The sequence below is a fragment of the Haloarcula halobia genome (assembly GCF_029338255.1).
GTDB classification, from domain to species: Archaea; Halobacteriota; Halobacteria; order Halobacteriales; family Haloarculaceae; genus Haloarcula; species Haloarcula halobia.
This window is the reverse complement of sequence record NZ_CP119788.1, coordinates 104,472-129,378: the sequence shown is the minus strand read 5'-3', so window position 1 is coordinate 129,378 and position 24,907 is coordinate 104,472. Positions and strand designations below refer to the sequence as shown.

Sequence of the window (24,907 nt, the reverse complement as noted above, 5' to 3'; positions counted from 1 at the left end):
CGCACCCGTGGCCAGCGCGAAGACAAAGAACTGGAGTGCGTTTTCGATCATATATTTTCCGACAGTTCGTCGATAGAACAACAGCCCTGGCTTTTCAAGACTTCTCTCATTCAATCAGGAAACGGTGTGAGAATATAAAATCACCCATCCAATTGATGCCACTGATAATGTACCTGTCTCAGTGGTGGAACAGACCATTGTGTGTAAGTTACGCCTCTTTAGGCTGACAGAGGGTTCGTCCTACGAGTTCAGAGTCGGCGCTTGTGCTCACCGCGTATATATGGAAGGAGTCGTCGGTGGATAGACCGCAGTTTGCTCTCGATTGGGTCGGGAACACTTTTTTTTACGACTGCGGTTAGCACGTTCAGATAGAGCACTTTAAGTAGGTATTGGAAGTCGGCCCCCGAACTATTGACGGCACAGAGTGCACGTATCGCATCACGAACGTGTCCTTGAGAAATCAGATCGCCAGCCAGCCGTCCGATAACCCACGCGAAGTATCGCTGACCGTAACGTTCCCCTTCTTCCTCACCGAACCATTCTTTGTACGTCGGTTGCCATTTGTCAACGTACGCTCGCACGCCACGGATCCGCTCTTCTGTGTTTGTTACCATACTGTCTGCTCCGTCGCGATAGGTGACAACAAGCGGTTCCATAATTGCGTGCGCGTCGTATCCATTGACTGCGAGCGCCATCCAAATATCGTGGTCGATCCCCGACGCTAACTCCTCGTCGTAGCCGCCGACGCTCACGAGCGCCTCTCTGTCGAACAGCATACTCGACGAGGAGTTGACGCACCTTTGGCCTTGATTTCTTCACGGAGATTGCCGTAGTTTTTCGGCTTGACAACGGTGTCGACGTCCCCGTCCGGTTGTCGAATCTCCACCGCACAAGCGATTGCACCGAGGCTATCCCGCTCCTCTGTCGACATTCCAGTGATGTAGTCCATCTGCCGCTCGATTCGCTCAGGCTTCCAGCGACGTCGTCGTCAAGGTACGCCACGAACTCCCCGCTTGCTCGTTCGAGCCCCGTGTTCCGCGCCGCTGCGAGTCCCTGATTGTTCTCATGGCGGACGTATGTCACCTCTCCAACACCCTCGGTATTGAGACACTCTCTGACGCCGCTATCGGTCCGTCCTCAACGACGAGTATTTCAGGGGTTCGTAGGTCTGGGCGAGTGTGCTTTCTATTGCAGCTTAACCTTCATTGGACGGTCGTATGTAGTCACGACCGCGGAGACTACCGTTCATCTTTGGTCAGGATTTCCGCACGACGAACGGCTTTGTGGCCCAGGCGCGGTCGAGTACAGATTTACTATTATCTGCTCGACAACCGATTTGCGCTACAGTCATTGCATACCTTTTTTATTGTACGGTCTTATTTTGTAGTCACTCCGACCCATAATTTCGCCGATAGTGATATTAGACTAAGTCTGCTCCCATCAATGTCCTCTCTAAGCACTAGTCTTATTTGGTACGTACTTCCCGGTTTTTTCCAACTCGTTTATCACCGACGAGACATCGAAATATTGGTGACGATCAGATTTGAAATGGAGAATCCTGTTTTCTTCTCTATTTATACCCTCACTTATACTCGTGTAATTATACCGTTCGCAAGGGAACACCATATATGTGAAATTTATCCCATCAAACGAACTACACGCCTTATTATAATATTCATCAAAAATATCCTCATCTGCTTCCCAGACCAGCTTCGACAGCGCAGTTTGTTCAGCTAGTTCCTCGTCAATCTGGTTCATCCGCTCCTCCCATACCCTGACGAACGTACTCATTTTGTCACCGTCGACATTAAATATAATGACTCCACCATTAAGAACCCGGAACTCGTCGGGGGCAGTAGATATTTCTGGACGAAGAGTAACACCAATATCAAACTCTTTTTCTAGAATATCGATCTCGTTCACCAGTACTGCATCTGCGTCTAAGAACACGACTCCAGAATCTGTACGTTTAGCAACATCTTTGAGGCATTCAAGTTTATTTTGCATCAGGAGGTCGAACCTCTTTTTGAACTTCTTATAACCAATCTCTTTTTTTAGTCTATTGATTATTATGTCGATGGTGCTGTCGTTGTCTTTCATCAGGTCACCGTACCGTTCGAGGTTGGCTCCCAGAGTGTACTGAATTTGTTCAAGAGAGTTGAAATCTGGCTCTATTTGAAAATTATCGATAACAACAGTATTCGACATTTGCTCCATTTTCTCGTACTCATCTGGTTTTAATCCCCAATCATAGACGTAAAATGTGGCTTCGGGATAAAACTCTGAAATTTTCTCGGATGAAATAGACATTGTCTCGAAATAGTTAGTATCACCCATTGTTACGAAGTCCAGTGTCTCAGCCATTGGATGTTCAGTCGGTGCATAGCAGTGATAAATGCACCGACTACCAGCTTAATCCTCTAATTATTCCAGAGACCGCTAACTCTAAAATTTAGCCACTTTTGGATAGGCTATCGAAAAATCAACTTAGACTGTCCCAATATCTCGAAAAATCAGCGAGTAAAAACTTGATTTGTACTACACAATTCCTAACCTTAGCATGTGAATCATACTGGTTATTGACAGAAGACCAGAAAGAAGAATAGATCTGACCTAACTAATTGCGGACGGATCAAAATGATTAATATACATTCTTCCGCTGCAGTCGGCACCGCTCTCTAGCGGAGATACAATTTAACCGCAAATAAAATCTCGCTGCATTCATATGTGCGGGTCACGGTACTGATGTTCAATGAGTATACCAAAAGAAGCTGAGTTCTCCGATGTCTGTATTGTCGGGATGGGATACGTTGGTTGTTCCCTTGCGACAGTTCTCGCTGAATCTGGGGTACAAATTCAGGGATTAGACATTGATGAACAGATTGTTGAGAGAATAAATCGTGGTGAATGTCCTATCCGGGAAGACGGGATAACCAACTTGTTTGAGACGTATGCCCAAGAGGGACGTATCACCGCCACGTCATCGTACGACGCCCTTGCAGATTGTTCGCGGATAATCGTCACTGTTGGGACACCGTTAGCAGAATCAGACCCTGATCTGTCTGCTGTGAAAGCTACCACGAAGGCAATCGCCCTCAACCTTAATTCGGACGATCTCCTGGTTTACCGGAGTACGCTGCCAGCAGGAGTGACGGAAGAGACGATTGTTCCTCTTCTTGAGACACATTCGACGTTACGGCCTGGAATTGATTACGCCCTTGCATTTTGTCCCGAACGGATGGCGGAAGGGAGTGCGTATAACGACCTCACGTCGCTTCCAGTAGTCGTTGGTGGTTACACGGACTCATGCATAGAGCGTGTTGAGGAGTTCTGGGAGGGTTTGGGCAACGAAACTGTCTCGGTATCTAGTCCGACAACGGCGGAACTAACCAAACTCGCCGACAACTGGTGGATTGACCTCAACATCGCGTTAGCGAACGAGATCGCGCTCTTAGCAGAAGAGTTGGGGGTTGATGCACTTGAAGTGATTCAGGCAGCAAACACTTTGCCGAAAGGCGATAATAATGTGAACATCCTTTATCCGGGTGCAGGCGTAGGGGGGAGTTGCCTTGTTAAAGACCCTTGGTTCATCGCAAAACTTGGAGAAAAGCACGGACTTGAGTTGCAGACTCCGCGTACCTCCCGTGCAATTAACGAGAAGATGCCAGACCATGTGGTTGATTTAGTAGCACAATCCGTTGCAGACACGAGCGGGGCATCTGTAGCCGTTCTCGGGTACGCGTTTAAAAAGGGGACAGACGATACGAGAAACACTCCAGCCAAAGCAATTGTTGAAGGTCTGCAGAAAGTCGACGTTGAGATCGAAATCTCAGATCCGTTCGTTACTTCCACAACTATCGAATCTGAGGTGGGAATCTCTCCTCAAGGCTTCCGGAAGCACTGGAGGGTGCGGATGCAGTCGTGCTCGTCACAGGGCACGAGGAGTACCACTCTCTAACTCCAGAAGACCTCGTAAACTACGTCGGAAAAGACGAATTTATTGTCGTCGACGGTCGATTCGTTTTCGAACCCGACGACTTCGCGAATCTGTCTGCGTCTTACATCGGAGTGGGTCGGGGTGACACCGATGAGTGATCGTATCTTAGTGACCGGCGCTGCTGGGTTCGTGGGCACCCACGTTGTTGTGGAATTGATTAATCGGGGAGATGATACCATCGTTACGGCCACAGACATTCAAAATTCGCCACCAGACCGATACAGCCACCACCTCGGTGACCGTCTAAGATATCGCCAAGGCGATATAACAGATGAAGATTTTGTGAATGACTTACTCTCCGAGAACTTCGATTATATTTTCCACCTTGCCGCTGTCGTCGGTGTCAATGAGTACGTCGAAAATCCGTTATACCTCACTGATGTTAATATTATTGCTACGAGAAACATCCTTAATAGAATTCGTGATGAGGATGTGAGATTTGTTTTTGCGAGCACAAGCGAAGTGTACGGGAAGAATCCCGATGTCCCGTGGGATGAAGATAACGATCGGATACTCGGACCAGCGTCAATTGATAGGTGGAGCCACAGTACGAGTAAGGGTTTTGCGAACATATGATACAAGGACTCATGTCGGCAGATACTCCGTTCTCCGCAACAATAATTCGCCCATTCAATCTGTATGGACCAGGGCAGCGACCCGCGTTCGTACTCCTGCGTTCGTTGAGCAGATAGTCAACGGAGATGTCCCTATCGTGTACGACGAAGGAACACAGACGCGGTGTTTCACATATATCGATGACTTCGTCGAGGGACTGCTACGAGCGGCGACAAACGAGGCGGGCCGGAATCAAGTGTTCAACCTAGGTAACACTCGAGAAACGGAGATTGCAGAGCTCGCGAATCTCGTCCTTGAGATTGCGGGTCACTCTGGTAGGGAGCCAAAATATATAGATACGAATGAACTCTATGGAGACGCTTACGAGGATCTTGATCGTCGAGTCCCCGATGTGTCAAAAGCCGATCGACTGCTTGACTGGCAGGCAGAAACGTCACTAGAAACGGGTATAGAACGCGTTATTGAGTGGGGAAAAAAACACTACACATGAATGAAGAACAGCCGATTTCGTCGGACGATTACCGGGTCATCGCCGACAATGTCCCAATCGTGTCGGTCGATTTACTGGTCCATACCCAGGGGGGACTCCTCTTAGGGAAGCGTCAGAATGAACCGGCACGAGGGGAGTGGTTCGTTCCGGGGGGGACCGTCCTCAAGGGAGAAGATCGTCGCCAAGCAGTTCATCGTGTCGCCCAAGAGGAAATGGGCACGGATGTCACGATTGAACGTACCCTCGGCGTGTATGAACACTCGTACGATGCGGCTGAAAGCGATGGTGTTCATTCCAAGCAGTATTTAGCAACTGCATTCGTTGTTACTCCCAAGAGTCGTGATTTCACCCCTGACGAACAACACGTCGAATTTCGGGTTTTCGATGCCACGTTCCCAGCACTACACGACTACGTCTGGAGATATATAAACGACTTACGGGCTCTCGGATATAACTACTCATGACTGTTTTATTGCTTGGAGCGAGCGGCCTCCTCGGAAGCAATGTCGCACTTAGCCTCCACGAGCGTGGGTGGTCAACCGTCGGGACGTTTCACACGTCCCGCCCCGACCTTCCAGTCCGTTGTAAAAAATGCGATCTGACCGAACGCGGCGAATTTCGCACATTGGTGGAGGATTACGAACCAGACTTCGTAATCAATTGTGCAGCGCTCACCGACGTTGATGGCTGTGAGCGTCATCCGGAACGCGCTCAGAGCATCAATTCACAGGTTCCAGATCGTATCGCCCGGGTATGTGAGGAGTCTGAAACGGATTTAGTTCATTTTTCCACTGACTACGTGTTCGATGGTCAGAAGACCGAAAAATACGGGGAACAGGATAACCCAAATCCGATTCAAGTATATGGCCAAACAAAGCTTCAGGGGGAAAGTGCCATTAGGGGACGAATCTCTGATGCGCTAATTATTCGCCTTTCGTTCGTTCATGGGATCCATCGTTCGTCGGAAAAGTGGATTGGATTCCCTGCTTGGGTTTACTCTGAGTTACAGTCAGGGAACGCTCCAACTCTTGTTGAAGACCAGCACGTTACCCCGACCCGAGCGATACAGGCGGCCGACACAACACTGGACCTTATGAAACGTGACCAGAACGGTGTGTTCCATGTTGCCAACCGAGATTGTGTAACTCCATATGAAATTGGTCAGATCGTCATGACTGAGATGACGGCCGGAGGGAAAATAATCAAAGTATCTCGGGAAGCGCTAGATACGGTTGCCGCTCGACCGGCAAACTCCTGTCTTGATGTGCGGAAATTAGAACAAACACTCGGCCGAAAGCAGCCTGTACTTCGTGAGCAAACTGGTGATCTTCAGGACTATATTTGATATTTGCTAATGTTATCCAAGAAGTATTTACGCTCCTCTTCTGAGAGGTCGGTAAACTCAAGAATTTTATTACAATTGTAGCCCGGACATTTCAATATTCGTTTACTCTCAAGTTCGTTTGCTGCGACCACGGTACCACAGGACTCACAGGTATGGCTTATAATCTTCATTGTCACAGGAATAGGCAGGAATTCTCACCGACAACGAATCTGCGACCCTCCGGGAGCATGTCCTCTGCTCCCCCGATAATTGTACCACGGCCAATGAGACTATCGACGATTCTTTTCGATGTAGTAATATCTGAATCTCCCACAATTACGCTGCTCTCGATTCGGGCTTCTGCCACTTTACAAGACTCTCCGATAGAGGTGTATGGACCGATGTAACTACCATCCGCCACCGTTGTATCAGGCCCTATTGAAACCGGTCCTCGGACGACCGCCCCGGATTCGATTACCGACCCTTGTTTGAGTTCGACTCTCCCCGAAACGCTGGTCTCATCCTCAATTTCCCCCTCGATTCTGTGCTGAAGACTATCAAGGATGAGGCGGTTCGCCTCCAGAATATCCTCCGGTTTGCCTGTATCTTTCCACCATCCTTTGACGACATGGGAATCGACAGGTTCGTCACGATCCAATAATCCCTGAATCGCGTCAGTGATTTCCAATTCCCCTCGCCAAGAAAGTTCGAGTTCTTCGATGATTTCAAAGACGACTGGCGAGAACAGATAGATTCCAATCAATGCGAATTTGCTGGGCGGGTTATCCGGTTTTTCAACGAGCTCTTTGACATTGTTGTCCTGGTCGAGATTAGCGACACCGAACTCTTGGGGGTTGTCAACAGTTTGGAGCGCTATACCTGCTGTGTATCTGTTTTTTCTGAATCCCTCAACCAAGTCGTTAATCCCCTCTTTAAGTATATTGTCACCCAGGTAGACGACAAAGTCATCACCATCAACAAAGTCTTCGGCGACACCGACAGCGTGAGCAAGTCCAAGGGGGTTTCCCTGTATTATGTATGTTATTTTAACGCCGTAATCTGACCCGTCGCCAAGCAGTTGCTTTATTTCATCCCGACCTTTGTTACCCAGAACAATTCCAATGTCTGTGATACCTGCGGCTTTAAGATCTTTAATAGCGTATTCTATGACTGGTTTATTCGCAACCGGAATCAACTGTTTCGGCCCGGTATGAGTTATTGGCCGAAGGCGGGTGCCTGTGCCTCCCGATAATATAAGTCCCTTCATTGTTACTTGTGTGGAGACTCCTCCCAATCAAGTGGAATTTGGTCCGTATCATAGGGAAGCCGCTCTTCATCGGGATCCTCGTAGTCGTATAGATTCGTAGGGAAGTTTATCAGAGTGTCTCTCGTCACCAGCGTCTTAAACCCATGCCAGCAGTCTCCGGGAACTCGGATGAGTTCCATATTCCCATTACCGATTATGAAAGTATTAAGTTCGCCTTGCGTAGGAGATTCATCCCGGTTATCGTAAATGCCAACTTTCACTTTTCCGTGGGGAACCACAAAATGATCTATTTGTCCCTCACAATGTCGATGCCAAGCTCTGATAATCCCGGGATAAGATTCCGAGACGTAGGACATTTCAGGACTGCCTTCATTTGCGTATATATCCCAATCGGAACGCCATATCTCAGCGAGAAACCCTCGCTCGTCTGCGTTTATTTGAACTTTTTTTGTCTCGACGTCGTGTATCATGCCAACGCTAACTCTTTCCGTACGTATTAGGTTTTATGAATAGCTCATAGATGCGAACTGAAGCTGCTATGTGGAACCGTCGTATTGTTGCATAGCATATACGTTACCTTCTAATCATCTGGTTCTTGATTAAGCATATGTGCCAACGATGGGGGTAAATCCTATGAGAACAACAGGTAACTTCGCACGGTGAACCCCGAATTATTTATTGTCTGGTCTCACAGAAAAAGTCCTGTTGATGCAAACCCGAGTCTCAGTCGTGATTACTACTTACAATCGACCTGAACTACTCCCGAGGGCTATTGAGAGTGTTCTAGAACAGACATTCACTGACTTAGAGTGTATAGTCGTAGATGATTGTTCACCCACACTCAAAGCCAAGGAAATTATAGGGTCGTATGATGACGACCGTTTGCAGTACACGCGACATACAGAAAACCAAGGTCTCTCCGCAGCCAGAAATACGGGTATTGATATGGCGCAGGGTGACTACGTGGCATTTCTTGACGACGACGATGAATGGTTACCGGGAAAATTAGAGAAACAGTACGAACTTTTTCAGCAACTGGATGACGAATATGCGCTGGTCTACTGCTGGATGGACTACCGACGAAACGGAGACAGCGAACTATTGTTTGAGTACCAACCCACTTATCGAGGAAATATATTTCCGCATACACTTGATCGTCAACCGATAGGGGCTGGGTCAACTTTGCTAATCAGGAAGCCAATAGCAAAGTTAATCCAGTTTGACGAATCGTTATCGCGTGGAATTGACGGGGATTTCGTTCGGAGATTGTGCCGAGAGTACAAAGTTGATTTTGTTCCTGATGCTCTTGTCAATTACTATGTCGACCATGGTAGAACACGGATTACACGGGACGATGAAGAAGGAATCCGAAATGCAATTGAAGGGAAACAGACAAAACTGCACAAGTTCGGAGACGAATTAAGTGACTATCCTGCTCAAAAAGCGAGAATCTATTCGAATCTGGGGAAGTGCTATGGTCAAGTTGGAGATAATGTAAATTGCGTTCATTATCATATAAAAGCAATAAAAACTCACCCTTGGGATATTACTTTGTATAAAAATATCTTTCGAACCGCACGTCAGCGTGTCTGTTAGTAAAAGAGGAAACGAATTTGAACGAACGCTCTTGTGACATAGATTGTTGGTGAGTCATAGGGCAGTTTTGAGGGTGGTTTTCAACGTCTCTTTTTTTTGGGCTTTGGTAGACACGATGACGAAGTCGGAACGCTTTGAGATAGGGTGTGAGTTTGTCCTTGGAGACTCCTCGATGGGGCGCGAGCCGATTGCGCCAGCCATCCGTGGCTCTCGCAGGTATTGACTTGCATGTCTCCAATAGCGTATTCACCATCGCCGTGAACGACATATTTGCGGTCAAGTACATCGTCTTCGTCGAGCGGATCCAACGCCCGAAAGCCATCGGTATAGACAGTCAACGACTCCTCTTTGCGGTTCGCAAGCAGGAGTCGAACCGTCGATTCATCGGAGGCTTTCGCTGGCAACACGTACCGGTCCCCTGGCCACGGTCAGCCAGGATAAACAAGGGTGGCTGTCCTGCTCGTACGTGCCCCGTCCGCGCGCGGATAGGCCACGCGAGCGCGACCGGGCGGTCGCGCTCGCGGCCTTTCTTCCCCTTTGACGTACAGTTCGTCGATTTCGACCGGCCCCTCGAGTTGTGGGCGAGGCGCGTCCATCGCTCGTAGGTAGCGCTGGACGCGCCGGTAAACCGTTTTCTAGAAGACACCGAGTTCTACGTCTAGCTGTCGAAAACTGGTGTTGAAGCGGATTTAGGTGTAGACGGCGAGAAACCACTTTCTGAGTTCGACCGCCGAGTGCTCGAAGACGGTGCCCGTCTGATCGTTGAACGTGCGGTCGTTATTCTTACAGCAGTATCGCTGGAACACCCGATAGCTGCCATACCGAATCACAGATTCGGCCCGGAAGCGTGGGCAATAGACGCCGTCACGCCAGCGAATCTGTGCCCGCAGATTCGCGGCGCGACGCTCCGAGACGAACGTCTTGAGTGGAAGCATGGTTTCGTCGGGTGGCGCGAACGCGACACCCTTGCCCCGCTACGACTTCTACTACTGCTGGCTGACCAACAATCCTCTACTCATTAGCGTGAACGAAATAATGCTTGAATTCATCGAAAATTGTCTAAGTGACGATCATCGGTAACCAAGGGCTTCAAGGCGCTTGTAAACGTCCTCTTCATCATGATACGAGACCGAGTTATCACTCCCACCCTTTGGTCTCTTCTCCAGCAGATGATTTGACCGCTCCTCAGAGAGTCTCTTCAGTTTTTCAACCGTGTCTTTCTGCTCACTGAGTAGATTGGTCCGCTCCTCTGGATCCTGTTTAGTATCATAGAGTTCGATTGATGGTGCATGTTCAACTTCACAGTAGCGGCAGACAGTAGTTCCATCAACTAAGTATATCAGTTTCTTCTCATTCTTAAAGATCATCCGTCGCCTTTGTGTGTGTGCTTCTTCAGCCATCACGAACTCACGGTCAATTGATCCCTCGCCTTGGATGGCCGGGGTGAGGTCAAAGCCATCAGGTTCAATTTTTTCTTCTTCTACATCTGCAATGGATAGTACTGTCGGGGCGATGTCTGTTATTTGAACCAGATCGGCTACGGAGTCTATGCCTTTGTTTGGTGACCGGATAAGCATCGGTATTCGGATTGTGGAGTCGTAGAGTCCATGATGATCATAATAAATACCGTGTTCAGTTAGTGACTCTCCGTGGTCGGCCAAAAACACAAGGAGTGTATCCTCATATACTTCTTGGCTGTGTAGTTCTGAAATCAAATGGCCCAAGCGATCATCGGCAATAGCTACGCTCGCATCGTAGCTAGCGTCAATGATTGCGGTGCTGGGCGTTTCTTGATCAAAATAATATTTTTCTCGAATCTCCGGATAGTGTCCATTCAACACTCGACTGTGGAATTCAGCCGGAATTTCCCAACCAGTGTAGTTTCCCATGTCTACCTTATAGTCATATGTATTGAGATTTTCTGCAATGAGGTCTGGAGGTGCCGAGTATGGACCATGAGTGTCCATCAAATGAACAAAAGAGAAAAACGGTTCAGAACAATCTATCCACTCGCAAAAATTGTGTATGACTTGATCCTGTGACCGATGATAGGCATCTATCGTTGCATTAGACCCGACATCGCCCCGTTCCGGAAGGAAAGAAGAGACTGACTGATAAACATTCGAAATAGTACGTTTTACCAGGGGATGGACTGCTTCCAATGTATCCCCGATAGCAGATTTCGTTGATTTAGATTGTTCTCCGAACGCTTTTCGACTCTCCATTTCGGACGGATAACGGTCGAATCCATTTCGATGCCACCGCCCCAGTGGCCTTCCGAATTTTCCGGTACGATACCCATTCTCTGAGAGAATCTCTGGGAGCTGTCTGACGTTCTCAACGGATTGCTTCTCGCTTTCTGTGACTCGGCGCCCGTGATTAACCACCCCGTGACTTAGCGGATATCGACCCGTCTGAATGCTCGTCACTGCAGGATCAGTTGTATTTATTGTACTATATGCATTCGGGAAAATTGTTGCTTCGCCCGCAAGTGTGTCAATGTTCGGAGTTAAATCACGCCCTCCAAATGACCCGACCCGATCACGTCGGAGCGCATCGATGACGACAATGACGATATTCGGCTGCATACCTTTGATAAGCCTGTTGGCGGTTATAATAGCAGGGAATTTGCTCTGATTGCATAAGTTGGTGGATAGCTGTCCGTTTCACCGCTCTTGTAATTGAAACTATCTTCTGGAGATATTAAGGCTATAGGTGGAAAGGCCTGAAAGACTCAGCCGATTCAATTGAGAAATCGATATTATATTGTAACGCTCGGAAATATAGTTAATATCTAAACACCTTCATATCGACCTCGGTTGCACAAAGCCGACGAGGTTATTATCCCCGTGTTCATTCTTTGGTTCGTAGAGACGATCTCCGTTTCGCAACCATGTCCAACGATTCCAAAAATCTCTCTTGGCGGCGAAAGGTTCGAGCGTTTAAGGATGTCATCCGATTCCGCCCGTTTTATTTTGGGGGAATAATAATTGTCAGTACTATTTCAGCTGTGCTTGAGGGGTTTGGGCTCAGTTTTATTCTTCCGATTGTTGAAGTCGCTCAGGAAGATATTTCTGACCCCGAGTCCGCAGAAGGACTACTTGCGATCTTCCTGCAAATCTACGAGCTATTGAAGATCCCATTTACTCTTGAGTCACTTGTCGGCGGTGTAGCTATCATAATGATTCTCCGTTATAGCCTTAGTTTTGTCGTCGCCTGGTTGCAGGGTGTTCTAGAAGCGAACTACGTCCGGCACCTCCAAATTGAGACATTCGACAGGACAATAAACGCACGGATTTCGTACTTTGACCACGAAGGCTCGGATCAAATCCTCAACGCCATAGTGACACAAGCCGAAAATGGTGGCCGTGTGATCGGACACTCCCTCGAAGTCTTCAAACAGTCCATTCTTTCTCTGGTTTATCTCTCTATCGCACTATACCTTGCCCCGTTAGTCACAATCGGAACGCTCCTTATTTTGGGGAGCATCACAGTCTTCTTTCGGTTTTTCTTAGAGGGGGGGTACTCACTGGGTGACGCTATGGCTGAAGCGAAGGAGCGGATACAGACGCATGCACAAGCGGGTACACAGGGTATTCGCGATGTGAAACTGTTTGGACTATCTGACGAGATCTCGTCGCAATTTAATGAAGCCGTAAGAGAGGCAGAGGAGACTCGAATTCAACTAATTATGAACCGTGCGGCGATTAATAACTTCTATCAGCTGTTAACCGCACTCACAGTATTCATACTAATTTATATAGCTCTCTCCTTTTCGTCCCTATCCCTGGGGGCGATGGGGGTTTATTTATTTGCGATGTTTCGCTTAGGGCCTCGTGTGAGCAGAATCAACAAAGAAGTGTATAATGCGGAGGGACAACTTCCGCACCTCATCCGTACTCAAGAGTTCGTCGCCGACTTGGAGTCAAATAGAGAAAAAGATAATTCCGAATATCATGTTCCAAATCAAATCGATTCGGTATCGTTTGAAAACGTCTGTTTCAGCTACAGCGAGGGTACTGAACAAATCACAGACATATCATTCAACGCTCAGCGGGGCGAGTTTATAGCATTTGTCGGTCCATCCGGGGCAGGAAAATCAACGATTCTCTCGCTACTTGCTTCGATGTATGAACCGGATTCGGGGAGAATAACAGCAAACGGAAGAAAAATTCAATCGTTTGACCTTGAGCAATGGCGGTCAAGTATTTCGGTCGTCAGACAAAACCCATATATTTTTAATAAAACATTACAGGAGAACATAACTATTGGCCGTAGAGATGCCACCAAAGAAGAAATTGATCGTGTCTGCGAGATTGCACAGGTGACTGAATTCCTTGAGGACTTACCAGAGGGCTACGGTACTCATCTCGGAGATGACGGGGTCAAATTATCCGGTGGTCAGCGACAGCGAGTCGCGCTTGCTCGCGCACTGCTGAAAGAAGCGGACTTAATAATACTCGATGAGGCAACCAGCGATCTTGACACGAACATCGAAGATCAAGTCCACAGCGCAATCGAGTCAATGGAGCGTGATGTGATACTGATCGTTGTGGCCCATCGTCTGTCAACGGTTAGAAACGCGGATGTAATATACGCCCTCGAGGACGGCCAGATCTCCGAACGAGGAAGCCACTCTGAACTACTGAACCAAGATGGAATGTACGCCGAATTGTACTCGGCAGAGCCGGGTTAGCTGTGTCTAATTGCGATTCAAATTCGGTAGTTCCCATCGAGTCAACCGATAGCCACGATTGACGAGGTTGGATTTTCAGAAAGCGTCTATATGGGTGTTGTGAAGTTTCTGTACCATCCAGACACAGTTCTTACGGCCTCTGACCTCGAAAACTTAGCGCTTGGTCTCCTCTCGGAGATTCCGATCCCCGGAGTCGAAGACTGCGCCTTCGACTCCGGAATCATCCACGACACCCTCCTTCACGCCGCTGTTGAGCAAGACTTCATCAAGGCGATCACTGACGCCACGCGCAACACCAATTCCGATGATTACACGCTCACACAGCTCCACACCATCGATCCAACTGAGCTTGGAGAGATCGTCAACCGACTTCCCGCTGAACAGGCGACGATGATCCTTGGCCCTCTGCCGAGGATCATCTGCCTTGACTTCATCGACATCCATTACCACGGCTGTCCCTACTACGACCCGGCTGAACTCTGTCATACGACTCCCCGCGATGGCACCTCCCAGTGCCATCGCTACCTTGCTGCAATCACGCTCTGTCCCGCGAAACCGCTGATTGTTGCCGTCACACCCGTCCGCAGCGACGAGCCAACGAGTGACGCGGTCGATCGCGTCATCGACCGCTTCACGGCTCTCCCCTTCGAGGTAGACGCAGTCCTCGCCGATCGAGGCTTTGCGAACGCTGCCTCAATCCAGCGGTTGCAGACGACCTCTCCAGTGATTCTACCGGTCATTCGGCGTGGGAAACGTCTTGCCGAGAAACTGGAGACGAGAGTGTCCTACTGGACAGAGTATGTGATGTACGCGGGAAGCGAACCTCCCGTTCGCTTCCCGCTGGCGGTCTGTGTCTTCTACCAGCAAGAGAAGCGCGGGAAACACCTCGTGCGGGCGTACGCGGCGTGCGAGCAGGGTGCTCGCACGCCAAAGGAAGTCGAACGTCTCTACCGGAAGCGTTCAGCGATTGAGACGAGCTTCCGAACGATGCAGGAGGCCCGAGCGCGAACAACCACGCCTGACCCGGTCTGGTTCCGGTTCAAGGTCTTCCGTCGGTGGATCGCTCACTCGCTTGACGAACGTTTCGGGCGGCTCTGGGAGGCACCAACGAACGGTGTTGGGATTCCGTCAACATACCCAGAGCTGGATGCGGGCTAACGACGCCCGCATCCAGCGCACGCCACGTCCGTGAGCGAGAGCCTCGCCTGCATTATGGCAAACGGCAGTCTCACGGATGTGAGACTGACCTCACCAACAAATGCACGAGCGTGAGCGGACGTTCTCAGCCGTCACAGCTCTCAGATTCAGTCATTGCTCGGGAACGATGGAAACGACCGAAATTAGTAGAGCTAGCTACAAAGGCATCCCCAACACATTGATATAGTTCCGAGCGAAATCAGCGGTACCAGAATGGGTATTAAGAGTGTGTTCGTTCGCCACTTCCAGTGGCTATACTACGGTCTATATAATACGGTATTCGTCGCCAAAGATCTTCGTTATCTATTTTCTTGTTGGTCATCGAAACGTTTGCCACGATCAACATCATTTCCACATCCGATAGGTATCGTAATCGGAACAGGGAGCCCAATTGGGGAAAATTGCACGATACTCCAGAATGTTACTATTGGAGTGAAGAATCCATCAGATACGCAATCACCAAAAATCGGAGATCGAGTTTTTATTGGCAGTGGAGCAGTTATCCTCGGTGATATTGAAATCGGAGATGGGGTAGTAATCGGGGCTAACTCGGTAGTATTGTCTGATGTTCCTGAGGGGGTGGTAATCGCCGGATCCCCAGCAGAAGTCGTGAGCAAGCAATAGTGAAGTCCTTAGTGGCTTGAATCCCTACTCCGCTCCCTCAGCCTTGGCATTCTCTGCTAGTTCCAACTCCAAAGGGTGGATGCGCCCTGTAGCCGAAAATATAATTATTATTCAATTATCATCTGGCTGCGAATCTTGTTACATGCACTAGTTGGCGACGAAGCGAGCTCAGAGCGATCGGTTGACGGCTCATCCGTCAATTAGTCCCGTAACAGATCACAAACAGTCACAGTGAAAGTTCAGTCATGTCTACGATGCTGAATTCGTTTGCAATCGCCTTATAACAATTTTGGAGGGATGAATAGCTTATTTCGTCGTTGAGTCGTTCAGAATTAAAACCTAATTGGAATTTTTGATTGTTTAGGTGGGATTGCAGGATAACTCCGGTTGCCCCATCAATTACTGCTTTCGCCCGGTTGTGGAGATATTTGTGCTCGGATTCCTGATACTGATTAAAATTAACGTCTTCATTTGCAAGCAATTTTCCGTAGCCATAATATTCTGCAAATACTCGCCTTTTGCCGAGATCGTTTACGTTTAGTCCATTCGTCAGAAACCCATACAAATCCCGAAGCGCTACGTTATTTGATTCAGTTTGGCTGGAACGCCGGGTTCGTGAATAATAATCGGGACACGGAGTAGCTTTTCCCAAATACCACACTGGTGGCCCTGCATACCGTGTTCCCCAATAAGTTCCCCATGGTCGCTAATGAGAATGAAAATAGTGTCCTGTTTGTTGGTCTGAATCCATTCCCAAAGTAGCTTCAGTTGAGAATCGAGATACCGGATTGAAGAGTCATACAGAGCGCGCGCTGCTCTGATTGTATCATCGTCTTTCTCTTCCCACCGAAAACTCTTTCTATTCCTACCGATCCGGTAGCCGTCAGCCAGTTTTCGTTTAGCCTTGACTGGATCAGATACGAATTCAGTAGCAAATTCATCTGGCGGGTCGTACGGCATATGTGTCTCCATAAAATTCAGGTAAAGGAAGAACGGATTATCGGTTTGTTGCATCCATTGTTTAGCCCTCTTGATGGTTACTCTAGCACCCGCGTCGGGGAAAGGCGACAAGGGATTTTTCCCTAATTTTAGCCTGGTTGCTTTTTCAAGGGAAATGAAGTCACGTTTCCACCACGCTTCTCTGACCAGCGTTTTTATTTGTTCAGATGGAGACGGCTGACCATCAGATTTGAAGAGGGCCTGAAGTGCAGGATAGCCGACAAACTTCTCAAAATCTTCGATCTCGGTATGTTTGTCCCATCCGGTAAAACCAAACTCCGGAGTGATGAAGGAGTTGTTTGTGATACCCATAGTCTCGTATCCTTGGTGTTGCAATTGCGTAAGGAGGTCACATCCAGTCAGGTACATTGTTTCGGTGGTGAAATTATGTTCATGTGGCAAATTGCCCGTGAAAATGGAGGCATGGGACGGACCAGTAAACGGCGCATTCGCGTAACCCGAATCCGCAACCCAGCTCTTTTTTATAAGTTCTGAGATGAATGGTGCAGTCTCACGATTATAGCCGTAGTATGGAAGGTGGAATGCCGACATCGTGTCAGCCACAGCGAGTACAATATTCTTCCTAGTCATTGATTAAGCAAATAGAGAGACCATCAAAAGCAGTTCGAATTATAAGTTTCGAGTAAAGAGTATCAGTCATGGGAGAAAGAGTCGAAGTAGAGGAAGCCGTTTATACTGTTCTAGCAGAACGTGCGGGACAAAAAGACATGCCGACCGGTGAATATATCAACCAGCTTCTCTCGGAGATCGCGGAGAAAGTAAAACCAATCGTTCAACGTGAGCGGGTCGAAATTGACTCAGAACCAGACATCGAGGAACGCCTTCGGGACCTCGGATATCTCTAAGCTTAGATGTAGGCGCGTATAGTCGCTAGATGTCCGTTCTATCGGTAAAGATCAAGTAGTATCGCCGCAGTTCACGCAGCAAGCGCTATAATAGGGCCCTCATAGCGGTTGGCAGGAATCAGTTGGGAACGATAGATCAGGCGACTGGAAGCTACTGTCGATATCGGACATAAGCAACCGGAGCTATCGCTCTCGGACAGTCTCGCTTCGCCGAAGCGAGGCGGTCAACCGATGACATCTCCGTACTCTGGCGGCAATCCCACGCCGTTCGTCCGGTACTCCTTCCGCCATCCGAGTTCGTCGTCCAGTTGCTGTTGGATCCCTTGGAGGAACCCATCACGGAACGGGTGTCTGTCCCCAGATTCAAATATATTTGAGTTTGGTGTTTCAACAGTCAGGCGTAATTATGCCGGCACAGACTCCTGGAATTAGAATCCAATGAAATGAAAAAGCACAATACAGGAAATCGTCAACATCACGAGTAGATGGTGGATCCTGTTGTTCTTCTCACCGTGGACTCACTCACTGCCGGACACATGGGCTGTCTCGGATACGACCGGAACACCACACCTCGATTGGACGAACTCCGCCGCCGGGGTACTTTGTACACGAACGCCGTCGCCCAGAGTTCCCATACACGGGAGTCGATGCCGTCGTTGTTCTTCTCACAATATCCATCCCAGCTTCCCGATATTGGTCCAGTACCGGACGATCGCGAAACTATCGCTACGGTTCTATCTGACAGCGGATTTACGACTGCTGGGTTCCACTCGAATCCGTATCTATCCCGTGCATACGAGTTCGATAAGGGATTCGACGTGTTCGACGATTCTCTGTCACTCGCACAGAATCGTCTTGTGACGTTCTTCCATCGCGTCGTGAATCATTTTCGGACCGAACCGTATACTCGTGCTGGTGACCTGAACGAACGGGCACTTGAATGGCTCGACTCGGAACCGAACCGTCCCCGATTCTGTTGGGTCCATTATATGGACCCACACGGTCCGTATCAGCCTCCGGCATCGTTCCAATCACACTTCACAGACAAATCTATCGGGAAGCGGTCAGCCAAACGGCTTTGGCGACAGATGGTCGACAACCCCTCGTCACTCAACGCAGAAGATCGCGAACTGCTGGTCGACCTCTACGACGCCGAGATACGGTATACGGACGCGATGATTGGCGAGTTTATTGACGGACTCGCAGACCGCGGGTTGCTGTCAGACGCGCTCGTCATCGTCGCCGCCGACCACGGCGAGGCATTCGGTCAACACGATGTTTACGGCCATCCCCGCCACCCTTATGAAGAATTGATTCACGTACCACTATTCGTGCTTGGCGGTGGATATCCAGCGGACCAGCGAGTGGACCAGCCGGTTGAGAACCTTGACATCGGCCCAACGATACTGAACTGTTCGGGCTGTTCGGTTCCGCCGACCTTTTCTGGTGAAGCGCTCCCGAGAGAGAGTAGCGAGTACACCGATGTAGCACCCGTCGGTATCGCGGAGTGTCGCGGGGAGAACGATGCTAGGGACACACGGCGGGTCGCCGCTCGGTCAGCCAGATACAATTATCGGATCGAACTGGACGACGAAGACCATGTACAGACGAGCGGACTCTACGACCGGCAGTCGGACGACCCGAAAAGGGATGTAAGCGACGACGCACCGGACGTTCGTGCGCACTTCGATGACCAGATCAGAGAGCACAACGACTCAATTCAAAACGCCCGAGTAACAGCCGGCGAAGAAATCGAGAGTGAAGCTGTCTCACAACGGCTTCGTGACCTGGGCTACAAGTGAGTCCCGACGCATGACGGGATCTAGTGCGGAACGGCCCAGAATCCTCCAAGTCAATAAGTTCTACTCGCCTCATATCGGTGGGGTTGAACAGACAGTCAAAGCGACCGCCGAGGGTTTATTCGAGCACGGATACGATGTACGGGTGCTGGCCGCCCAGTCGCAAGGGCGAGGCCAAGAGGACAGGGTAAATGGCATTTCGGTCTGTCGGACCACGAGTCTCGGCACGTTTCGCTCGGTCCCGCTCGCTCCCACGTTTCCGGTTCGTTTTAGGCAGGAGGCGACGGTTGCAGACCTGATTCACCACCACGTCCCAAACCCGATCGGCGTCATCTCTCACCTACTCGCGGCACCGCGGGACGTTCCAACGGTCGTCACGTATCATAGCGATATCGTCCGGCAAGCACTGGAACTCAAACTGTACGCTCCGCTTCTACACACGTTTCTGGATCGTGTCGACTGTATCTTCGCGACCTCCCCAAATATGATTGGTAACTCCGAGTTCCTCAAGCAATATGAACACAAGTGTAGGGTGGTTCCCTTGTCTATTGAGACGTCGAAGTTCGGTCAGTACGAGGGGGCGAGTTATGACCTCCCAGGCAAACCAGGCAAGCGGGTGCTATTCGTCGGGCGCCTCAACTACTACAAGGGAACCGAGTATCTCATCGACGCCATGCGCGATATTGACGCGACACTCTTGATCATCGGTGACGGCGAACGCCGGGACGAACTCGAAGCACGTGTCCGAGACCACGGGCTGACCGACCGCGTTACGTTTCTGGGCCACGTCTCTGAGGAAAAGCTCCACTACTGTTACAACACGGCTGACGTCTTCGCCCTCCCGTCGGTTGAAGCAAGTGAAGCGTTCGGAATCGTACAGTTGGAGGCGATGGCGTACGGGATGCCGGTCGTCAATACGAGTCTTCCGACAGGCGTGCCGTGGGTCAGCCAGGACGGCAAAACGGGAATAACCGTGCCGCCACGGAACTCGTCGGCCCTAGCGAAGGCACTGGATCGACTCCTCTCTGACCCCGAATACCGTGCGGAGCTTGGGGCGAACGCTGCGACACGTGTGAAAACAATGTTCGACCGCGAGACGAGAATCGACACTATTGCCGCCGCGTATGAAAATATTCTTGCCGCATCCCCGACCGAATAATGCTGTTTACCGATGCCAGTAGACGTTTAAGCCAGCACCGACGCCAATCAGTCCTGGAACTTTGTTAGCGTCGGCTATTCGATAGTAAGAACAATATCAAGCGGATAAATACGTATTGCTACTGGTATGAACGTTGAATCTGAACTCTCGGAGCGGCCGGTTTTCGTTACAGGTGCAGATGGGTTCGTCGGCTCTCATCTGACCGATACCCTCGTTGAACACGGTGCCGACGTCCACGTTTTCGTTCGGGCCACTTCCAGTGGCGAGCTCAACAATATCCGCCATCTGATGGATGATATTACCGTCCACCGTGGTGACCTCAGGGACAAAACCTCCGTCCACCATGCTCTCTCGACGTTTACCGACCACACCGAAACGCTTGTGTTTCACCTCGGGGCACAGGCCCACGTTGGCGAGTCGTGGGACCGCCCCTACGAGACTGTCGACACCAACGTCACTGGAACACTCAATCTCCTCCAGACCATTGTCGACCTTGACCTCGACATCGCGAAGTTCGACACCGCAGGCACGAGCGAGGAATACGGGAACGTCAAAGAGGAGATGACTGAGAAACATGACTACGAAGACGACGGCCGCGTCCTCCTCAGCGAGCGGTCGCCGGTCAACCCCACGAGCATCTACGCCACGTCGAAACTCGCCGCTGACTTCCTCACGATGAACTACAACGACGCGTACGGATTGCCGGCGGTCACGACGCGGATGTTCAACAACTACGGCCCCAGACAGAACCCTCGCTACATCACGGGTACAATCATCACGCAGGCGCTAGAGCGGGACATCGTCGAACTTGGGAACCTCCAGCCAAAGCGGGACATGTGTTACGTCAGCGACGGTGTTCGTGGGCATCTCCACGTCGCACTCGGTGGTAACCCTGGTGAGCAGTACGTCTACGGCTACGGTGAGAACATCTCAATGCGTGAGTGGACCGAGACCATCCTCGACGTAGGCAACGAACACGATTACTGGGAACGTCCAGACATCGTCCAGGACGAGGACCGGTATCGCCCCGGTGACAGTGACGTCGAAGAGTTGCTGGTCGGCTACGAGAAACTCCACGAGAAAACCGGCTGGGAGCCGCAAGTCTCCTGGCGTGAGGGCATTCGAGAGACCATTGACTGGTACGCGAACAACAAACCGTCGTGGTACGGTCGGGTGGACTGGCGATGATCCACGACTTCTGGGACGGCCGGTCAGTGATGGTGACTGGTGGCAGTGGCTTTCTTGGCAGCCACCTAGTGGAGGAACTGCGCACGCGCTCCGACGATGTTGATGTATTCATCCCCCGAAGCGACGAGTACGACCTCCGTGAGCGGGCTGCAATTCGCCAGGCATTCGTCAAATCCGGCTCGACACTGTTATTCATCTCGCGGCAACCGTTGGCGGCATCGGCGCGAACCGAAAGAATCCAGGACGTTACTTCTACGACAATGCCGTTATGGGTATCGAACTCATGGAGATGGCCCGGCAGTTCGACGTCGAGAAATTTACCATCTTAGGAACGATCTGTTCGTATCCGAATCACACGGAGGTGCCATTTTCTGAGGAGGATCTCTTCGACGGCTATCCGGAGGAAACCAACGCTCCCTACGGCATCGCAAAGAAGGCCCTGCTCACTCAGTCGAAGGCCTACCGGAAGCAGTACGACTTTAATAGTATCTATCTAATGCCGGTGAACCTATACGGGCCTCGTGACGATTTCGACCTCGAATCTGCCCACGTTATCCCAGCTATTATCCGCAAGTGCATAGAGGCCCGAGATCGCGGCGACGATTCAATCACCGCCTGGGGATCCGGTGAGCCGACGCGTGAGTTCCTCTACGTGACTGACGCCGCACGTGGCATCCTCAACGCAACCGAAGAACTTGACCGGAGCGAACCGGTCAACCTCGGGAGTGGTGCGGAAGTCAGTATCCGTGATCTCGTCGAGACCATCGCGGAGCTGACGGATTTCGAGGGTGACATCGAGTGGGATACCTCGAAACCGGACGGACAGCCTCGACGGAAACTGGACATCAGTCGCGCCAAGGAGTATTTCGACTGGGATGCCAAGATCGATTTCGAAGAGGGTCTCCAAGAGACAATTAACTGGTACGAGTCTGTCCGAGATCAACATCCAGCCGGAGGTGTACAACTCAATGGGTAACTCTGGCAACGGCGACAAACCCCCTGGTAATCCAGGCTACATTCCACCAGAGGACTGGTAGACTGTTGTCTGCTCGGTTCCAATGGTCTCAGTTTGGTCGTCCTGGCCGACGATGCCGTGGTGCTGACGAAGCGGACTTACGAGCCAGCCACTGGCGAGTGGTCTGTCTCAGGTGACTGGGTCAAAAAGAGAGCGGTTCCGAGGGACCATCCATCAGATTGTAGGCGCCGATGTTACTATTGAGCCCTCTTTGGGCGCCTACGATCACCCCGATATAATGTCGGAATGGGCGATACTAGCGGGATAAACTACGTCCCCAATGGTTTGCGTCTGAACTCAAGGAGGTTCGAAGATCGACGAAAGAACTCAATTTTGAGCAATTTAGAGCCGTTTGTGTTTGAATAGGTGAGCGATATCGGTTCGGCGTTAGCGAGCAGATCACCTCACTTTATTCGGATTATACGGTGCTACTGAGTCTCTCCATTTCGAAGCTTTCGAGGGGTCCAATCCTCCGACTTATCGAGTCTGGACGGCTCAATATTGGGCTTATTTCCTGATCCTGCGTTCGGCTCTTCTACCCATCTACTCCAAAATAGAAGGCTATTCAAAAATATATTAAATATATAAAATAGAATGCTATTCAAACTATTTACCATAGAATTAAGCCGAGAGGGGAGATATTGGTGAATAGTATGAGTGGGCCAAATAGCGTGAATAGAATAGATACTACAAAAAGCCCAAATGTCCCATACAACTCGGTACGTACCGACGGGAACAACCGTGCTGTTTCGGTCTGTATGCTGAAGGGGGGCGTGGGCAAATCAACGGTTGCAGTCAATTTGGCACGCCAGTTGGCTGCACAAGCCCACAATGTTCTCCTCATCGACCTCGACCCGAACGGCCACGCGTCCGTCGGTTTAGGGTTTGACGATCAATATCACAACACGGAGGAGACAATCGGCGACGTCTTCTTCCATGATGCCGACCCAACTTCTGTCGTCTATGATACCGGCTACGAGTTCGATATCCTTCCTTCGAGTGAAGACTTAGAACAGGTAGAGCGGGAGATCGTCGTTGGTGACGTGTTCCAACCCTCTGCGCTGCTCAAGCGGGAAGTCGTCGATCCACTTCTCGGGGACACATACGATTACATCGTCACAGATTCGCCGGCCTACCGGTCCCGACTCACAGATAACGCGCTGGTCGCGACGGCGAACCTGGTCCTTCCCCTCGCACCCGGTAACGAGGCGATGGCCGGTCTTGAACGAACCATCGAACGACAGATTTCACCACTCCGTCAGCATATGGACGTCGACGTCCTTGCGCTGGTTCCGAATATGCTGAGCGGTCGTATCGACCAGCAGACCCAAGATCGGCAGCTGCTCGAACGGCTCAACTCCCATGATAGCCTCCAAGACCGCATCCCAAATTTCGCACGAATCACGGACTGGGAGGCCGTCGACGCCGGCGACCTCAAACCCTCACCAGGCATTCGGGACCGTACTAGCATTACGAAGGCCTACGGAGAGCGCAAACCACTTCTGGACTACGATCCAGACTGTGACCAGTTGAAGTGTTTCGACGAATTAGCACACATTGTCAAGGCAGGGAAGGTGGTCCGCCATGACTGAGGATGATCCGTTCGCCGATCTTGGAGAGACGCTAGAGGATTCACCGGACGACGAACCACAGGACATGGATGAGGCACCTGAATCAGGGACAACCGAGGAAACGGCTTCTAAGGAACCGGTCGAACGACGGGATCCGATGACCGATACTGCGTTTAGCTACGAAGCCGCCAAACAGCGTCCCTTCTACGCCCGGAAGACAACGATAGAGGACTTCGATTCCTGGCTGAAGTACGAACTGGAACGCGAGCTCAACCAGCAGGGCTACCAGAACATCGTAGTCCGGGAGATGACCGATGCCCTCTTGCGGACAGTCGTGGAAGAAGACCTAGTGGAAGAAGTGAGTGAACGGTTCGAACAGCTCGAAAATCTGCTTCTCCAGAATCGAATAGATAGTAAGCTATTCTAAAATAGATATCTATTTCAGAATCGTCTAAACATCGGGCCCAAAGTGGCTGGATTCTCCGCTTTGTATGGCGAGCTAAGTCAAGACCTCAGATTAGTGGCGCTGCGAATGACAGAACC

General features: G+C 50.3%; 21 protein-coding genes and 4 pseudogenes. 17 read left to right on the top strand and 8 right to left on the bottom strand.

Features of this window, described 5'->3' with window-relative positions:
• Positions 1 to 248 precede the first annotated feature (248 nt).
• The 3 genes and pseudogenes from P1K88_RS18300 to P1K88_RS18290 all read right to left on the bottom strand — a co-directional run bounded on the left by P1K88_RS18300 (position 249) and on the right by P1K88_RS18290 (position 2,364).
• Positions 249 to 776, bottom strand: coding sequence for a hypothetical protein (locus P1K88_RS18300; protein WP_276414261.1), 528 nt, complete (start codon positions 774 to 776; stop codon positions 249 to 251).
• A 214-nt stretch (positions 777 to 990) separates the two neighbouring features.
• Positions 991 to 1,083: pseudogene (locus tag P1K88_RS18565) on the bottom strand (glycosyltransferase); the annotation flags it as partial.
• 369 nt (positions 1,084 to 1,452) lie between these two features.
• Positions 1,453 to 2,364, bottom strand: coding sequence for a glycosyltransferase family protein (locus tag P1K88_RS18290; RefSeq protein WP_276414224.1), 912 nt, complete (start codon positions 2,362 to 2,364; stop codon positions 1,453 to 1,455).
• Between the two features lie 388 nt (positions 2,365 to 2,752).
• Between P1K88_RS18290 and P1K88_RS18285 the strand changes: the two genes are divergently transcribed.
• From P1K88_RS18285 to rfbD, 6 genes are read left to right on the top strand one after another with little or no spacing between them, the layout of a single operon-like run.
• Entirely contained in the window at positions 2,753 to 3,958 is a 1,206-nt protein-coding gene (locus P1K88_RS18285) for a nucleotide sugar dehydrogenase (protein WP_276414223.1), read from the top strand.
• On the top strand, positions 3,922 to 4,095 hold the full coding sequence (locus P1K88_RS18560; protein WP_419181085.1) for a hypothetical protein: 174 nt from the start codon (positions 3,922 to 3,924) through the stop codon (positions 4,093 to 4,095). Before P1K88_RS18285 ends, P1K88_RS18560 begins: the two co-directional genes overlap by 37 nt.
• A complete protein-coding gene (locus tag P1K88_RS18280; RefSeq protein WP_276414222.1) occupies positions 4,088 to 4,573 on the top strand; it encodes an NAD-dependent epimerase/dehydratase family protein in 486 nt (161 codons plus the stop codon). The genes P1K88_RS18560 and P1K88_RS18280 overlap by 8 nt, the downstream gene beginning before the upstream one ends.
• Positions 4,479 to 5,063, top strand: a complete 585-nt coding sequence (locus P1K88_RS18275) for a GDP-mannose 4,6-dehydratase (RefSeq protein ID WP_336407613.1) — start codon at positions 4,479 to 4,481, stop codon at positions 5,061 to 5,063. Before P1K88_RS18280 ends, P1K88_RS18275 begins: the two co-directional genes overlap by 95 nt.
• Positions 5,060 to 5,527 carry an NUDIX domain-containing protein gene (locus tag P1K88_RS18270; protein ID WP_276414221.1) on the top strand — a complete coding sequence of 156 codons (468 nt, stop codon included), beginning with the start codon at positions 5,060 to 5,062 and terminating at the stop codon, positions 5,525 to 5,527. Before P1K88_RS18275 ends, P1K88_RS18270 begins: the two co-directional genes overlap by 4 nt.
• Positions 5,524 to 6,408: a dTDP-4-dehydrorhamnose reductase gene (gene rfbD, locus P1K88_RS18265; protein ID WP_276414220.1), complete on the top strand. Its 885-nt coding sequence runs from the start codon at positions 5,524 to 5,526 to the stop codon at positions 6,406 to 6,408. Before P1K88_RS18270 ends, rfbD begins: the two co-directional genes overlap by 4 nt.
• Before the next feature lie 172 nt (positions 6,409 to 6,580).
• Here rfbD and P1K88_RS18255 read toward each other — a convergent pair whose 3' ends face one another.
• Positions 6,581 to 7,654: a glucose-1-phosphate thymidylyltransferase gene (locus P1K88_RS18255; RefSeq protein WP_276414219.1), complete on the bottom strand. Its 1,074-nt coding sequence runs from the start codon at positions 7,652 to 7,654 to the stop codon at positions 6,581 to 6,583.
• A 2-nt stretch (positions 7,655 to 7,656) separates the two neighbouring features.
• Positions 7,657 to 8,124: a dTDP-4-dehydrorhamnose 3,5-epimerase family protein gene (locus tag P1K88_RS18250; protein ID WP_276414218.1), complete on the bottom strand. Its 468-nt coding sequence runs from the start codon at positions 8,122 to 8,124 to the stop codon at positions 7,657 to 7,659.
• Positions 8,125 to 8,362: 238 nt separating this feature from the next.
• Between P1K88_RS18250 and P1K88_RS18245 the strand changes: the two genes are divergently transcribed.
• Entirely contained in the window at positions 8,363 to 9,250 is an 888-nt protein-coding gene (locus tag P1K88_RS18245; protein ID WP_276414217.1) for a glycosyltransferase family 2 protein, read from the top strand.
• A gap of 54 nt (positions 9,251 to 9,304) precedes the next feature.
• Here P1K88_RS18245 and P1K88_RS18240 read toward each other — a convergent pair.
• Together P1K88_RS18240 and P1K88_RS18235 are read right to left on the bottom strand one after the other, a co-directional pair.
• Positions 9,305 to 10,185, bottom strand: a pseudogene (locus tag P1K88_RS18240) (IS1595 family transposase).
• Between the two features lie 135 nt (positions 10,186 to 10,320).
• Entirely contained in the window at positions 10,321 to 11,838 is a 1,518-nt protein-coding gene (locus tag P1K88_RS18235) for a sulfatase family protein (protein ID WP_276414216.1), read from the bottom strand.
• A 305-nt stretch (positions 11,839 to 12,143) separates the two neighbouring features.
• Here P1K88_RS18235 and P1K88_RS18230 point away from each other — a divergent pair, with 305 nt between their 5' ends.
• From P1K88_RS18230 to P1K88_RS18555, 3 genes are all read left to right on the top strand, one after another.
• A complete protein-coding gene (locus P1K88_RS18230) occupies positions 12,144 to 13,946 on the top strand; it encodes an ABC transporter ATP-binding protein (RefSeq protein ID WP_276414215.1) in 1,803 nt (600 codons plus the stop codon).
• A 90-nt stretch (positions 13,947 to 14,036) separates the two neighbouring features.
• On the top strand, positions 14,037 to 15,104 hold the full coding sequence (locus P1K88_RS18225) for a transposase (RefSeq protein WP_276414214.1): 1,068 nt from the start codon (positions 14,037 to 14,039) through the stop codon (positions 15,102 to 15,104).
• A 252-nt stretch (positions 15,105 to 15,356) separates the two neighbouring features.
• Positions 15,357 to 15,767, top strand: a complete 411-nt coding sequence (locus tag P1K88_RS18555; protein ID WP_379786819.1) for a serine O-acetyltransferase — start codon at positions 15,357 to 15,359, stop codon at positions 15,765 to 15,767.
• 576 nt (positions 15,768 to 16,343) lie between these two features.
• Here the strand turns inward: P1K88_RS18555 and P1K88_RS18220 are convergent.
• Positions 16,344 to 17,357 carry a sulfatase-like hydrolase/transferase gene (locus P1K88_RS18220; protein ID WP_276414213.1) on the bottom strand — a complete coding sequence of 338 codons (1,014 nt, stop codon included), beginning with the start codon at positions 17,355 to 17,357 and terminating at the stop codon, positions 16,344 to 16,346.
• Positions 17,358 to 17,425: 68 nt separating this feature from the next.
• Here P1K88_RS18220 and P1K88_RS18215 point away from each other — a divergent pair, with 68 nt between their 5' ends.
• From P1K88_RS18215 to P1K88_RS18185, 7 genes and pseudogenes are all read left to right on the top strand, one after another.
• Positions 17,426 to 17,632, top strand: coding sequence for a hypothetical protein (locus P1K88_RS18215; RefSeq protein ID WP_276414212.1), 207 nt, complete (start codon positions 17,426 to 17,428; stop codon positions 17,630 to 17,632).
• Positions 17,633 to 18,117: 485 nt separating this feature from the next.
• On the top strand, positions 18,118 to 19,434 hold the full coding sequence (locus P1K88_RS18210; protein ID WP_276414211.1) for a sulfatase: 1,317 nt from the start codon (positions 18,118 to 18,120) through the stop codon (positions 19,432 to 19,434).
• Positions 19,435 to 19,444: 10 nt separating this feature from the next.
• Positions 19,445 to 20,590 carry a glycosyltransferase gene (locus tag P1K88_RS18205; RefSeq protein ID WP_276414210.1) on the top strand — a complete coding sequence of 382 codons (1,146 nt, stop codon included), beginning with the start codon at positions 19,445 to 19,447 and terminating at the stop codon, positions 20,588 to 20,590.
• A 126-nt stretch (positions 20,591 to 20,716) separates the two neighbouring features.
• Positions 20,717 to 21,778: a GDP-mannose 4,6-dehydratase gene (locus P1K88_RS18200; RefSeq protein WP_276414209.1), complete on the top strand. Its 1,062-nt coding sequence runs from the start codon at positions 20,717 to 20,719 to the stop codon at positions 21,776 to 21,778.
• Positions 21,775 to 22,754, top strand: a pseudogene (locus P1K88_RS18195) (GDP-L-fucose synthase family protein). Before P1K88_RS18200 ends, P1K88_RS18195 begins: the two are co-directional and overlap by 4 nt.
• Before the next feature lie 692 nt (positions 22,755 to 23,446).
• Positions 23,447 to 24,385 (top strand): ParA family protein, encoded by a 939-nt coding sequence (locus tag P1K88_RS18190; protein ID WP_276414208.1) that lies wholly within the window; start codon positions 23,447 to 23,449, stop codon positions 24,383 to 24,385.
• Positions 24,378 to 24,778 (top strand): annotated as a pseudogene (locus P1K88_RS18185) (DUF7970 domain-containing protein). The gene P1K88_RS18190 and the pseudogene P1K88_RS18185 overlap by 8 nt, the downstream one beginning before the upstream one ends.
• Positions 24,779 to 24,907: the final 129 nt, after the last annotated feature.